Genomic DNA, 13,765 nt, shown 5'->3' with positions numbered 1-13,765 from the left:
TTCTTGTTACCTGTTGCCGCTCCCGGTCAGCCTTCACCCAGCGACAGCAGGGTGGCGTTACCGCCGATGGCCGTGGTGTTGTTGGTGATGGTCTTCTCGGTGATGAAACGGGTCAGGTAGTGCGGACCACCGGCCTTGGGGCCGGTGCCGGAGAGGCCCTGACCACCGAACGGCTGTACACCGACCATGGCACCGATCTGATCCCGGTTGATATAGGCGTTACCCGCATCGATGCTTTGGGCCACATAGTCGGCAAAGGACTCGTTACGGCTGTGGATACCCAGCGTCAGGCCGTAGCCGGTCCCGTTGATCTCGGCAATGACCTTGTCTATTTCCTTGGCCTTGAAACGCACCACATGCAGTATGGGGCCGAACTGCTCTTTCTCCAGTTCGCCGATGGAGCCGATTTCCAGTGCCGTGGGCTGAATATAAAAGCCTTTTTCACAGCCGTCGCTCAATCTGGTCTGGGCGATAACCTTCTTGCCGGCGGCGCTCATGCTGGCCAGGTGGGCTGCCAGGCCGGCCTGGGCGTCCTTGTCGATCACCGGGCCGACGTCGGTCGACCACAGCGCCGGATCGGCGACGCTCAGCTCGTGCATGGCGCCTTTCAGTATGTCCAGCACCCGCTCGGCGATGTCTTCCTGCAGATAGAGTACCCGCAGGGCGGAGCAGCGCTGGCCGGCACTCTGGAAGGCGGCGCGCACAACGTCCTGCACGACCTGCTCGGGCAGGGCGGTGGAGTCGACGATCATGGCATTCTGACCGCCGGTTTCGGCGATCAGCGGGATGATGGCGCCCTTTCGCTTGGCCAGGGTCTGGTTGATCAGCATGGCGGTTTCGGTTGAACCGGTGAAGCAGACACCACCGATGCGCGGATCTGCGGTCAGCGTGGCCCCCACGGTGGCACCATCGCCGGGCAACAGCTGCAGTACATCGGCGGGAATACCGGCCTTGTGGGCCAGGGTAACCGCCAGATGGGCGATCAGGCTGGTCTGCTCGGCGGGTTTGGCCAGCACGGTGTTGCCGGTGGCCAGGGCGGCACTAACCTGGCCGAGGAAAATGGCCAGCGGAAAGTTCCAGGGGCTGATACAGACGAAGGGGCCTCGTCCCTGGGCGAGCAGCAGGTTCAGCTCGCCGGTATAGCCGGGCAGCTTCCGGGGCGCCATCAGTTTGCGGGCCTCAATGGCATAGTAGCGGCAGAAGTCCACCGCTTCCCGTACCTCGTCGATGCCGTCCTGCAGCAGCTTGCCGGCTTCCCGGGTACAGAGGGAGATAAGCTGGATATGATGTTCTTCCAGCAGGTCTGCCAGCTTGTCCAGCGCCTGGGCGCGCACGTCCACCGGGGTGTCGCGCCAGCCCTTGAAGGCGGCCTGTGCCTTGCCGATGGCCAGGTCTACCATGGCCTTGTCGGCAAAATAGATCTGACCGACCTGTTGGCCGAGATCCTGAGGGCTCAGTACCGCATTGGCGGAGCCCGTGGTCAGAGTCTTGCCGCCGACGATGGGGCCGCCCTGCCAGGATTTGATACTGAGTTCATCCAGCGCCTTGAAGAAAGGCGCACGAATGCCCTCGATATTCATGTTCAGGCCCCGGGAGTTGGCTCTGTCGGGGAAGATATCCAGCGGCAGCGGTATCCTGTCGTTGGCCAGACTCTTGTATTCCGCTAGGCTGGTCAGCGGATGGGTGATCAAGGTGTCGATGGGGGTGTTGGGATCCACCAGTTTATGCACGAAGGAGGTATTGGCGCCGTTTTCCAGCAGGCGGCGCACCAGATACGGCAGCAGATCCTTGTGGGCTCCAACCGGCGCATAGATGCGGCACACCAGTCCCGGTTTCTCGTTCAGCACCGTGTTGTACAACTCTTCGCCCATACCGTGCAGTCGTTGAAATTCGAAGTTGCGCTCCCCGGACATGGCCATTATCGACACCACCGTATGGGCGTTGTGGGTGGCAAACTGGGGATAGATGGCGCCTTTGGTCGCATCGCTCAGCAGGTAGCGGGCACAGGCCAGGTAGGAAACATCGGTCGAGGCCTTGCGGGTATAGACGGGATAACCGTCGATGCCGGCTTGCTGGCAGTGTTTGATTTCGCTGTCCCAATAGGCGCCTTTGACCAGCCGCACCGGAATTTCGTCTCCCTGGCTGCGGGACAGTGCCGTCAGCCAGCACAGCACCGGCAGGGCGCGCTTGGAGTAAGCCTGTACTACCAGGCCCAGGCCGCCCCACCCTGGTTAACCTCCGAGCGGTAGAGGGATTCGAAAAGATCGAGTGATAATTCCAGCCGGTCCATTTCTTCCGCGTCGATGGTGATGAACACATCCAGTTTGCGGGCCTGCTCCAACAGCCCAAGCACGGTGCTGTACAGCTCGGTCAGTACCCGCTCCCTGTTGGCTTCTTCATAGCGGGGGTGCAGGGCCGACAACTTGATGGAGATGGAGGGTCTGGGCACCTTGGGGTTGTTCAGCTTTTCGGCCCCGACGGTACTGATGGCGTTGGCGTAATCGCGGCGGTATTTCTCGGCATCGTCGGCGGTCATGGCTGCTTCGCCGAGCATGTCGTAGGAATGGGTATAACCGAGATCCCGGGACTTGCGACTGGCCTTGAGGGCTTCCTTGATATCCCGGCCCAGCACGAACTGCTTGCCCATTATCTTCATCGCGGCGTACATGGCCGAGCGCACCATGGGTTCACCCATGCGGTTGATCATCCGGTTGAGCACATTGGCCGGATTACCGTCCAGTTTCTTGTCCATGCGCACGATTTTACCGGTCAGCATCAGCCCCCAGGTGGAAGCATTGACGAAGGTGGAGTCGCTCTGGCGAAAATGCCTGGCCCAGTCGGCGCCGGACAGCTTGTCCTTGATCAGTTCATCGGCGGTATGGCTGTCGGGAATACGCAGCAGAGCTTCGGCCAGACACATCAGGATGATGCCTTCCTGGGTATCCAGACTGTACTGCTGCAGGAAGGCATCGATACCGTCACCGCCGTCACTCTCTTCCCGGACCTTGGTCACCAGCTTGCGGGCCTTTTCATTGATTTGCGCCAGGGTCTGGCTGCTGGCGGGCACCTGCTCCAGCAGGGTGGCCAGGTAGGTGTTTTCGTCGACGACATAGTTATGGGTGATGTCCTGGCGCAGGGCCTGGAGATCTCTGGGGGCATAGCCGGGGGCAAAGACGGTGGCGGCAGTAAACATGACGATGCTTCCTGATGTTGCTTGGGACGATGGCAGCCCGGCGGGCGACCGCTCAATGTTGGTTGATGTATACAATTGACCTGTTGAGAAACGTTGTCCCGGAGCCGACGCCGGGTCACTCGCTATCTATGGTCTGAACATCTATTTAAAATGATGAAGATCCATTTAAAGGGCTGTTTTTGTATACAATCTGGCCGATGTGATCATTCTATGAATATAGACGAAGTATTGACCAGCGGGCGCCGGTGCCATTATTGCCGTGTCTCGGAGGTGGTTCCTCACTTGCCGGGTGAGGGGGGCCGGATATCGCTGCAAGATCCAGCAGGTGCACACCGTGGTCTTGTCAGCAGATCAGGCCTCCCTATAATGCCCGCTCGTTCCTGTCTGTGGTAAGCAAACCAAGTGCACTATCAACGTCTTCCCAAGGGCCGCTTTGCCCTGTCTGTGGTCTATCTGATCACCGGCGCCTCCATTGCCGCCTCCATGGTGTTTTCCCTGTTGCTGTTCCTGTCACTGGAGCAGGGCCTGCTGATGAAACTGATGTTTGGCGGGCTGGCGCTGGTGTTCGAGGTAGGTAAATTTTATATCTGGTATGAAATGGGGGAGCGAGTCAGCCGTGGCGACTCGATAGGTTCCCTTAAGGCGCTCTGCTTCTACGCGGTGCTGGCCGGTCTTTCCATTGCCGGCAGTGTTGGCGGTATCAACGCGGCCACCAATACCCTGCTGAAAGGGGATGAAGCCAAGGCGGCCGAGGTGCAGAGTTATAACGACAAGATAGTGGCCCTGGAGCGGGAAATCGAGATCAACGAGCAGGCGGCGCAGGCTTATATCGACATGAAGCGGATTGCCAACGGCATGACCGAGATGCTGGCCCGTAATCAGGGCCTGCGGGCCCGGCAGGATGAGCTGCGCCGGGCCCGCGACCGGGTCGCGGTGACTAGTCAGAGTTCATTGATGGGCCTGATGACCAGCTTGGCCGATGGTCTGGGCTGGCCGCTGGCCCGGGTTCAGTTTGGGGTGGTTGCCGCCCTGTCTGTCCTGCTGGATTTCTTTGCCGCCTTTTTTATTGCCCTGCTGGGTGAAGAAACGCGTTTCCGGCGCAGCCTGAAAGCGGTAACGGCAACAGAGCCAGCCAGTCAGGCTGAAGAGCCTGAGGCGTCACCTGTGCCGGCCCGGCCCGATTATTACCGGGAGCTGGTGGCCAGGTTACAGGCCGGTGAATTGCGCTGCGCCAAGGGGGCCGTGGCCCGGGTGCTGGAGAAACCGCTGGATGAGGTGGAAGATATCTTTCACTGGCTGCAGCAAGACGGCATCGTCTACCGCAAGCCCAACCGGCACTTCGCCCTGAGCCAGCAGGTCGATTAAACTAACGACATCGCTCGTTTAACGAGCCACAATAAAGGCGCCCCAGGGCGCCTTATTGTTGCTTCACTATTGTGGCTTCACTCTACCTCAGTTCATCCAGCGGCCCTGATTGCGCCTGCGACGCAGCGGGATCATCGGCAGTAGTATCCCGAACAGCACACCGGCACCGGCCACCAGGCCGCCGTTCAGCAGCCAGTCCAGACGCATTTTGTGTTCCTTGTCATCCATCAGGCTGCTCAGGCGCTGGTTTTCACGTTCCAGCTTTGCATGCTGCCGGCGCAGCTCGTTGAGCTGTTCGTGCACCTGACTCAGTTCCTGCTCCTGCTGCTGCAGGCGGGTGGTTTTATCCAGCATGTCCTGTTCATGGCGTTCGTCGACGGAGCCGAGCAGCTGTTTGGTGTTGGTCAGCTCCTCTTCCAGCGACGGCAGCCGGGAACGAAAGCTTTCTTCGCGCTGTATAAACTGGCCGTCTACCCAACCGGTACGCCCTTCGCCGTCGCGAACCTGCACATACTCGGTGGTTTTATCCTGATCCAGCTGTACCACCGGTTCGCCCGCATTGATGGAGCCGATAATACGGTACTTATTGCTGGGTCCGGCATGCAGATAGGCATAGACGTTATCTGAAATATAACGGGGGGCGGCCGTGGCCATACCGAGCCATGGCAGGTAGCACAGCAGTGCCACAAGAAGTTTCGATTTCACCTGGAATTCCTTCACTCTCAACGATGGAGTCATGGTAATCGGCAAGAGAGGGGAGGACAAGAACAGGGGGACGCTTTGTCCCCCCGATGTCGGTGCTTAGCTGAACAGTGACCGAATGATATAGAAAAAGACGATGGCCAGAATGGCACCGGCAGGCAGCGTGACTATCCAGGAAACCACTATGTTGCGCAATACGTTAAGATTGAGCGCCGCGATCCCCCGGGCCAGACCCACCCCCATCACCGCACCCACCAGGGTTTGCGTGGTGGAAATCGGCAGGCCGGTGCCTGATGCGATCACCACTGTCGCAGCGGTGGCCAGCTGGGCGGCAAAGCCACGGCTGGGCGTCAGGTGAGTAATGCCGGTACCGACGGTGGCCATCACCTTGTGGCCAAGCGAAGCCAGGCCGATCACGATACCGATACCGCCCAGGGGCAATATCCACCAGGCGATACTGGACTGGGACGCAATCTGTCCCGAGCTTTCGACGATGCTGACCACGGCAGACAGCGGGCCAATGGCATTGGCCACATCGTTGGAGCCGTGGGCAAAGGCCATGGCACAGGCGGTAACCACCATCAGGATACCGAACACCTTCTCCACGTTGGAGAAGTGCATGTCCTTGTCGTCCAGAGGGTTGTATTGCTGACGCTGGATATAGAAGCCGCAGAGCACGGCGCTGATCAACGAAACGATGACCGACAGCCCCCAGCTCTGGACGTCGGTCATCTCGAGACCGACATGCTTGAGGCCCTTCTTCAGGGTCACCAGGCAGATCACCATCACCGTCATGAAGATGTAGATGGGAACGTATTTCTTGGCGGCGGCCAGCGGGTTGTCGGCGTTGAAGATCAACCGTTGCACACTGATGAAGGTGAAGTAGGCGAGCACGCCGGACAGGGCCGGGGTGACAATCCAGGAGCCGACCACACCGGCGACCTTGTCCCAGTGTACCGCTTCCGAGCCCAGAGCCACCAGGCGAAACCGATGATGGCGCCGATAATGGAATGGGTGGTGGAGACCGGCCAGCCAAAGTAGGACGCCAGCAGCAGCCAGGTGCCCGCAGCCAGCAGTGAGGCAATCATGCCAAACACCAGCAGGTCCGGGTGGCCTTCAAAGGCGCTGGAGTCGATGATACCGCTACGGATGGTGGAGGTGACTTCGCCGCCGGCCAGGTAGGCGCCGGCGAACTCGAAGATCATGGCGATGATGATCGCCTGCTTGATAGTCAGTGAGCGGGTACCAACCGAGGTCCCCATGGCGTTGGCCACATCGTTGGCGCCGATACCCCAGGCCATAAAAAAGCCGAAGAGCGCCGCCACCAGAATCAGCGTGGTGCCGTAGTTAGCGATGATATCCATTGTTATACCTTGTTTATTTCGCTCAGGAACGGGACAGCATCAGTTCTAAACGGGAACCAACCCGTTCGGCCTGATCTGCCAGGTCGCCAACCCACTCGAGGATCTTGTACAGGAACATGATGTCGATGGGGTTATAACCGTCTTCGATGGCCTGCAACTGCTTGCGCAGCTTGGCCTGCATCACATCGGTATCATCCTCGATCAGATCGAGCTGGTGGATCATGTCGGTGACCAGATCCATTTCCCGCCCCTTGAAACCGGTTTCCAGCAGTTCGTCGAGCTCGTCGATGGCCTTGGCAGCCTGTGCGGTAGCTCGATACACCGGTTGAGGTAATCCATGAAGGCCGTCTTGAGTTGCGGCGGAATACTCATCCGGCGGCCGACGATACGGCCGGAGATGTCTTTTGCCTTGTTGGCAATCTTGTCCTGCTGGGTGAGCAGTTCCAGCATGTCGGTACGTTCAACCGGCATGAAGAGACCGCGGGGGAGCTTGAGGCGGATTTCCCGCTTCAGCGCATCGGCTTCCCGTTCAAGCTGGGAAATGCGTCGCTGAATCAGCTCGGCCTGTTCCCAGTCCTGCTCCCACATGGAGTCGAAAAAAGGCACCAATTGCTGCGCAGCCTCATGGACTTTCATCACATGCTTCTGCAGAGGCTTGATTGGAGACTTGGCAAAGAGTCCTAAAATAGTATTTACTGGCATGGCCAACCCTGTGTCGGTGAAAAAACACTCGATACATTAAAGTGGCGCGAATGGTAACTTAACTACAAAGGCAAGAAAACAGCATTTTCATAAAACTGTCATGCTACTCTGATGGCTGTTTTCCTTTTCCACCATCAAATCAGAAGGTTGGTATTTCCGGACGCCCTTATGGATACAGAAATCGAGCTCAAGTTTCTTGTCTCACCCGAGGTCGGCAGCCGCCTGCCAACGCTGTTGCAATCTTACCAAATCCTCAAGCAAGACCAGCAACATCTGGCCAATACCTATTTCGATACCGTCGATCTGGCGCTGCGCCGTATGGATGCCGGTCTGCGCATTCGCAGTCAGAACGGCGAAATGGAGCAAACCGTCAAGCTGGCGGGCAGCCAGGTGGGCGGCTTGCATCAACGGCCGGAATACAATGTGCCCCTGACGGTGCATAGTCCGGATTTGTTGCTGTTCCCGGCCCGGATCTGGCCCGAAGGAATGGATCTGGAACGGCTTCAGCACTCTCTGCAACCGCTGTTCAGCACCAACTTTCTGCGCCGGCGCTGGGTGCTGGCCATCGACGGCACCGAAATCGAGTTGGCGCTGGATGAGGGCGAGGTGCAGGCGGGGGAGTGGCGTGAGCCGATTCACGAACTGGAGCTGGAGCTGGTCAAGGGCGATGCCTCCCAGCTGTTCGATCTGGCCGAAACCCTGATCAAAGAGGGGGGGCTGCGGCTGGGGGCGGTTTCCAAGGCCCAGCGCGGTTACCGCTTGGCGGGGCTGAGCCCCAGGCCCCGGCTGCGGATGCTGGAGCCGCTGGCATTGCAGCCCGAGGATGCCTGTGAGCCCACCATGGTCGCCCTGCTGCACAAGGGGCTGCGCCACTGGCAGCAGCATGAGGAAGGCTGGCTGGCCGAACCGGATCTCGAATGGCTGGTTCAGCTGAGAGAAGGGGTTTCTCTGGTCCACCAGACCCTGCTGCTGTTCGGCGAGCTGGTGTCGCACCGGGTCAACAGTGGCTGGATCGATGACCTGCTGTGGTTGCAGCAGCAGCTCTCCTGGCTGGACCGGGCCCAGATGCTGGCGCACCTCACCGCCGACAAGGGCCATTACCTGCGTCGGCTGGACTGTCAGAAAACACTGCTCAGCACCTTGACGACTGAGCAGGCGCAGTTACCCGGAGAAGATCAGTTGCGGGCGCTGTTTTACAGCCCTCGTTACGGACGGCTGATGTTGCGTCTGACCCATTGGCTGTACCGGCAAGACTGGCGGGCGGGACTGGCCGCCGAACAGACCGCCCGGCTGGCCGCCCCGGTGGCCAGCCTTGCCCGGCAACGGCTGGATGACAGCTGGCATACGCTGTGTCACAGCGCGCTGGGTAAACCGGAATTGAATGGTGAGCAATATATCCAGCAAAAGGGCAAGCTTAGACGGAACCTGATGGTCGGACTTTGTTTCAGCGAGCTGTACCCGGAAACGGAGCGGATGGCGTTTCGCATGCCCTGGCTCGACATACTGCGTGGCATCGAAGACCTGGATATGCTGTCGCCCCTGCGGGACCTGCGCGACGAGCTGGATGGGCAGGACAGTGCCGAGCTCGATGAATGGCTGGAACGCAAGCAGCGTTTTCTGCTGGAGGCGCTGGAGCAGTCCCGGGCCCAGGCATTGTTGCTGGAGCCTTACTGGCGCTGAAACGGCTCTTGCTGAACACCGAATTATTCTTGTCATTCCCGCGAAGGCGGGAATCCAGAACTTGTGGCGCAGAACGGTCAGACTGAGGGGCGTCTGCAACGGCACTGGCCCCCCGCCTTCGCGGGGGTGACGATACTTCGCGGGGATGAAGATAAAGGTAAATCAGCCCCAGAATCGACATTAGCGATAGAATATTGCTTATCGCGATGGTTGACCTTGAGGCAGGCCACTCAGGGCTTCAGCATCTGCTGGCTGTAGGCCAGCAGCTCATCCATCACCCGGTGTTTGATTTCCAGTTGCTGTTCGGGCTGCAGGCCGTAGCGTTCAGCCAGATAGAAATAATCTTCCGGGCTGAGTGACACCGTCAAGCGCGGGCGCTTGGGCTTGTCGGCGGTGGGCAAGGTCAGAATATGGCGGATCTGATCCGAAGGACTCAGGCCGTTATCCAGCGCCTCGCGCCGGATCTGATACTGCAGGGTTTCATCCATATCGAAGGCGACCTGCACCGCCTTGGCGGCGCGCACCGAGCTTTGCCATTTCTGCGGCAGCTTGCGTTGGCTCATGATTGCCCCCCCAGCCGTTGCTGTAGTCGTGCCAGAACCTGGTCGGCACTATGTGCTTCGGCGGCGTGCGGCGTGGCTTCGGGCTCCGAGTCAGCCGCCTGCTGCTGCTCGCGTGCCCGTATGTCGGCCAGCGCCTGCTTGGCGTTGACCAGGGTCACCGCCGGGTGCCGGCGAATGGCGCTCATGGTCTTGCGCACGCAGGCGGTGGTTTTGGCCATGGCCAGCTGGCGGCAGAGATCGTGATAATGACGCTCGGCGCTCAGCCAGCGTCCATGATAGTAGCTCTGCCGTTTTAGCAGGTCGGCCAGTTCGGCCTGACCGCTATACTGCCGGTCTTCCAGGCAGGCTACCTCGGCGGCTCGTTGCCGAGCCTGTTCCTGCCGCCCTTGCGACAGGGCGGCCAGTGTCGCCTGTTCCCGCTCGGCGTGCAGTTGCTGCAATATGGATTGTTGCCGACGCAACTGCTCGATATCGAGGTCGAGCTGGCGACACTGACGCGCCAGCCCCTGCAGGTGTTGCTCGGCATGGCGGCAATCGCGCAATAGCTGCACACAGACCCGGTCCGGGTCCAGGCTGCCATTTTCCGAGTTCTGCAGACTGCGCAGTACCTGGCCCAGAGTGCTCATCGGCCGGCCCTCATAATAAAAACTCCGCCATGTCCTCGATCACCTCCAGGCAGTTGTCGCTCAACACCGCCAGCTCGTGCTCGATATCGTCCAGCGCGGAGTTGAGTGACAGGGCGCCGAACACCACGTACCAGTCATCGAGCCGGGCAAAGGCCGACAGTGGCATGGGAATATTCATGTCGAGCATGGCCTCGAGCATGGCCTGGCGGCGATCCGGGGCGACCTGACGCTCGTCCCACAGATAGCTGATACAGAGAATCTGATCGTCGGAGACGGAAATAAACAACGGCAGTTCTTCTCGTCCCTCGACGGTGACCTTGAGCACCTCGACATCGCCGGAGATGGGAAAACACTGAAAGCGGAAGCCGGTGGTCGATTGCTCGTCGAGCCGTTCGAGGTGGTGGCCGATAACTGAAAGATCCATCAACAGGTCCTGACATAATAAGTCCGCTACAGACTAAATCAGCCATTACCCTCAGTGCAAGCGCGCGCTTCGATACCTGCGACCTGTGACAATCTGCACCGGCGCACTGTGCAACGACCACAACAATGATAATCTGCAGTCAGACGCTGCCGACAAGGATATGTACATGGTTGATATGCCCTCCCTGCTGAAGACCCAGGCCGACAAGCACTGGTCCCGTTTTGAAGATCGCGCCGCCGGGCTGATAGCCGGCCTGAGCGAGCAACGTTGTTCCCAGTTGCGCACCCTTTTTGCCTGCAGCGATTTTGCCGCCGACAGCCTGTGCCAGCAGCCCGAGCTGGCGCTGGAGCTGGACGACGAGCAGGATCTGCACAACGCCAGTCGTTCTGGTCGTTATCAACCGGAGCTGGCAAATCTGCTGGCCGAGGTGAACGACGAGCCGGGCCTGCAGCGCACCCTGCGCCGCTTTCGCCGGCGCGAACTGTTGCTGATCGCCTGGCGGGAAATGCTGCTGGGTGCCGAGGTGGAAGAAAGCTTCGAACACATTTCGGCGCTGGCCGATGCGCTGATTGTGGCCGCCTATCGCTGGTGGTACCGGCGGCAGTGCGCCGAACTGGGCACGCCGACCGATGCCGAGGGTAACGCCGTGCCCCTGCTGATCCTGGGCATGGGCAAGTTGGGAGGGCGTGAGCTGAATTTTTCCTCCGATATCGATCTGATTTTTACCTTTCCTCATAACGGAGTGACCCGGGGCGGTCGCCGCGAGCTGTCCAACCAGCAGTTTTTTATCCGGCTGGGACAGAAGCTGGTCAATGCCCTGCACCAGACGACCGTCGACGGTCAGGTGTACCGGGTCGATATGCGACTGCGGCCCTTCGGTGAGTCGGGGCCGCTGGCGGTCAGCTTCGCCGCCATGGAAGACTATTACCAGCATCATGGCCGCACCTGGGAGCGTTACGCCATGGTCAAGGCGCGCATACTCAACGACGAGGGCGAATATACCGCCGAGCTGCGCGCCATGCTCAAGCCCTTCGTGTTTCGTCGTTATATCGACTTCGGGGTGATCGACTCCCTGCGCCAGATGAAGGCGATGATCGCCGCCGAAGTGCGGCGCAAGGGGTTGCAGGACAACATCAAGCTGGGGGCCGGCGGCATCCGCGAGGTGGAATTTATCGCCCAGGTATTTCAGCTGATCCGTGGCGGTCGTGAGCCGGCGCTGCAGGTGCGCCACCTGCCCCACGCGTTGTCGGCGGCCTGTGAATCCGGCGCGCTGACGGTGGAAGAAAGCGAGCTGCTGCACCAGAGTTATCGTCTGCTGCGCCGGGTCGAGAACTTCCTGCAGGCCTTCGCCGATCAGCAGACCCAGACTCTGCCGCAGGACGACCTCAATCGTTGCCGACTGGCCTGGCTGATGGGGCATGCAAGCTGGGAGGCGTGTTATCAGGAGCTGCGCCAGGCCATGGCGGCCGTACACCGGCAGTTCGAGGGACTGATCGGGGACAGCACCGAGGCCGAAGAAGAAGGGGTGGCCCAGATCTGGTTCGATCTCTGGCAGACCGACTGGGAAGAGCAGGAGCTGATCCCGGTGCTGCAGGAGCAGGGCATGGCCGAGGACAAGGCGACGCGCCTGGCGCGGGCGCTCAACACCTTCAAGGAGGAATGTCCGCGGCGGGCCATGGGGCCCCAGGGGCGACAGGCGCTGGAAAAATTGATGCCGGTGTTGCTGGATAAAGTCAGCCAGTCGGATACCCCCGGCATCCTGTTTTCCCGGCTACAGAAGCTGCTGCTGCAAATCGTCACCCGCACCGCCTATCTGCAATTGCTGGTGGAAAATGCCGGCGCCCTGACCCAGCTGATCCGGCTGTGCGAAGCCAGCTCGCTGGTGTCTGAACAGCTGGCCCGTTATCCGATACTGCTGGATGAGCTGCTGGTACCCCAGGCGCTGTACAACCCGATGCCGCTCGATGCCTACCGGGGCGAATTGCGTCAGTTCCTGCTGCGGGTGCCGGAAGAGGATGTGGAGCAGCAGATGGAGGCGCTGCGCCAGTTCAAGCAGATCCATCTGTTGCGTATCGCCGCCGCCGATATCGCCGGCGCCCTGCCGTTGATGAAGGTGAGCGATCACCTGACCTGGCTGGCGGAAGCCATCGTCGAGGAGGTGGTCAATCAGCCTGGACCCAGATAAGCGAGCGCCACGGGGTACCCGAGGTGCTGGCGGACAGTCCGCGCCGGGGCTTTGGGGTGGTGGCGTACGGCAAGCTGGGCGGCATCGAGCTGGCCTACAGCTCGGATCTCGATCTGGTGTTCGTGCAGGAGGCCGGGCTCAAGGGCCAGACCAATGGCAGCAAGCCGCTGGATGTGCGCCAGTTCTATCTGCGTCTGGCCCAGCGCATCATCCATCTGTTCAGCACCCGCACCCCCAGCGGGGTGCTGTACGAGCTGGACATGCGGCTGCGGCCCAGCGGCAACGCGGGGCTGATGGTGAGCCCGCTGGATGCCTATCAGCATTATCTGCAGAACGAAGCCTGGACCTGGGAGCATCAGGCATTGGTGCGCAGCCGGCTGATCGTGGGCGATGTGGCCCTGCATCAGGAGTTCGAGCGGATCCGGCGGGAGGCCCTGAGTCTCACCCGCGATCATGTGGCCCTGGCGGAAGAGGTGATCAAGATGCGCGAGAAGATGCGCAGTCACCTGATCAAGGCCGGCCCCGGCGAGTTTCATCTCAAGCAGTCGGCAGGCGGGCTGGTGGATATCGAGTTTCTGACCCAGTATCTGGTGCTGGCTCATGGGCGTGAGTATCCGAAGGCTCTGACTCGCTGGTCGGACAATATCCGTATTCTGGAGTCGGCGGTGGAAGTCGGGTTGCTGGAGGATGACGAAGCCCGGCGGCTGAGGACAGCCTATTGCGCCATTCGCGACAGAGGCCACCGCCTGAGTCTGTCGGACCAGCCGGGCCTGCTACCGGACACCGAACTCACTCAGGAGCGGGACTGGGTGATCACCAGCTGGAATAAGTGGCTGGGAGCGGAAAGAGGGTTGTCGTAAGAAGTAAGCCGGAAGTTTAAGACCAGCTTCCGGCTTTGCATCTGGTCGGTATGCTTTTTCGGCAGGGCTTGAGGCGTCCGGCATCCCTGACGGTGCTACTG

8 protein-coding genes and 3 pseudogenes are annotated in these 13,765 nt (G+C 60.3%); 3 read left to right on the top strand and 8 right to left on the bottom strand.

Going from position 1 to position 13,765, the window contains the following annotated elements; genetic code table 11:
* Positions 1-26: 26 nt before the first annotated feature.
* Both putA and BFR47_RS19490 read right to left on the bottom strand, forming a co-directional pair.
* Positions 27-2,174, bottom strand: a complete 2,148-nt coding sequence (gene putA, locus BFR47_RS16960) for a bifunctional proline dehydrogenase/L-glutamate gamma-semialdehyde dehydrogenase PutA (RefSeq protein WP_425434029.1) — start codon at positions 2,172-2,174, stop codon at positions 27-29.
* Between the two features lie 29 nt (positions 2,175-2,203).
* Entirely contained in the window at positions 2,204-3,193 is a 990-nt protein-coding gene (locus tag BFR47_RS19490; protein ID WP_425434028.1) for a proline dehydrogenase family protein, read from the bottom strand.
* A 402-nt stretch (positions 3,194-3,595) separates the two neighbouring features.
* Here BFR47_RS19490 and BFR47_RS16955 point away from each other — a divergent pair, with 402 nt between their 5' ends.
* Entirely contained in the window at positions 3,596-4,558 is a 963-nt protein-coding gene (locus tag BFR47_RS16955; protein ID WP_071474162.1) for a hypothetical protein, read from the top strand.
* A gap of 87 nt (positions 4,559-4,645) precedes the next feature.
* Here the strand turns inward: BFR47_RS16955 and BFR47_RS16950 are convergent, their stop codons facing one another.
* The 3 genes and pseudogenes from BFR47_RS16950 to BFR47_RS16940 all read right to left on the bottom strand — a co-directional run bounded on the left by BFR47_RS16950 (position 4,646) and on the right by BFR47_RS16940 (position 7,260).
* Positions 4,646-5,263 (bottom strand): TIGR04211 family SH3 domain-containing protein, encoded by a 618-nt coding sequence (locus BFR47_RS16950; RefSeq protein WP_071474161.1) that lies wholly within the window; start codon positions 5,261-5,263, stop codon positions 4,646-4,648.
* A gap of 96 nt (positions 5,264-5,359) precedes the next feature.
* Positions 5,360-6,624: pseudogene (locus tag BFR47_RS16945) on the bottom strand (inorganic phosphate transporter).
* A 22-nt stretch (positions 6,625-6,646) separates the two neighbouring features.
* Positions 6,647-7,260, bottom strand: a pseudogene (locus BFR47_RS16940) (TIGR00153 family protein).
* Between the two features lie 234 nt (positions 7,261-7,494).
* Between BFR47_RS16940 and BFR47_RS16935 the strand changes: the two are divergent.
* On the top strand, positions 7,495-9,006 hold the full coding sequence (locus tag BFR47_RS16935; RefSeq protein WP_071474160.1) for a CYTH and CHAD domain-containing protein: 1,512 nt from the start codon (positions 7,495-7,497) through the stop codon (positions 9,004-9,006).
* Positions 9,007-9,236: 230 nt separating this feature from the next.
* Here BFR47_RS16935 and BFR47_RS16930 read toward each other — a convergent pair whose 3' ends face one another.
* The 3 genes from BFR47_RS16930 to BFR47_RS16920 are packed head-to-tail and all read right to left on the bottom strand — an operon-like array spanning position 9,237 to position 10,619.
* Complete coding sequence (locus BFR47_RS16930; protein ID WP_071474159.1) at positions 9,237-9,569, bottom strand: hypothetical protein; 333 nt, start codon at positions 9,567-9,569, stop codon at positions 9,237-9,239.
* Entirely contained in the window at positions 9,566-10,195 is a 630-nt protein-coding gene (locus tag BFR47_RS16925) for a hypothetical protein (RefSeq protein WP_071474158.1), read from the bottom strand. Before BFR47_RS16925 ends, BFR47_RS16930 begins: the two co-directional genes overlap by 4 nt.
* A gap of 10 nt (positions 10,196-10,205) precedes the next feature.
* Positions 10,206-10,619 carry a YjfI family protein gene (locus BFR47_RS16920; protein ID WP_071474157.1) on the bottom strand — a complete coding sequence of 138 codons (414 nt, stop codon included), beginning with the start codon at positions 10,617-10,619 and terminating at the stop codon, positions 10,206-10,208.
* 160 nt (positions 10,620-10,779) lie between these two features.
* Here BFR47_RS16920 and glnE point away from each other — a divergent pair.
* Positions 10,780-13,664: pseudogene (gene glnE, locus BFR47_RS16915) on the top strand (bifunctional [glutamate--ammonia ligase]-adenylyl-L-tyrosine phosphorylase/[glutamate--ammonia-ligase] adenylyltransferase).
* The last annotated feature ends 101 nt before the right edge of the window (positions 13,665-13,765 follow it).

This window comes from Oceanisphaera psychrotolerans (assembly GCF_001870485.1).
In the GTDB taxonomy this organism is placed as follows: domain Bacteria; phylum Pseudomonadota; class Gammaproteobacteria; order Enterobacterales; family Aeromonadaceae; genus Oceanimonas; species Oceanimonas psychrotolerans.
This window is presented reverse-complemented; position numbering and strand designations above follow the sequence as displayed.

What these genes read in the sequence shown, in the direction of transcription:
- BFR47_RS16935 (WP_071474160.1), top strand. Translation starts at nt 7,495, where the DNA reads ATGGATACAGAAATCGAGCTCAAGTTTCTTGTCTCACCCGAGGTCGGC.
- BFR47_RS16920 (WP_071474157.1), bottom strand. Translation starts at nt 10,619, where the DNA reads ATGGATCTTTCAGTTATCGGCCACCACCTCGAACGGCTCGACGAGCAA.
- BFR47_RS16930 (WP_071474159.1), bottom strand. Translation starts at nt 9,569, where the DNA reads ATGAGCCAACGCAAGCTGCCGCAGAAATGGCAAAGCTCGGTGCGCGCC.
- BFR47_RS19490 (WP_425434028.1), bottom strand. Translation starts at nt 3,193, where the DNA reads ATGTTTACTGCCGCCACCGTCTTTGCCCCCGGCTATGCCCCCAGAGAT.
- BFR47_RS16925 (WP_071474158.1), bottom strand. Translation starts at nt 10,195, where the DNA reads ATGAGCACTCTGGGCCAGGTACTGCGCAGTCTGCAGAACTCGGAAAAT.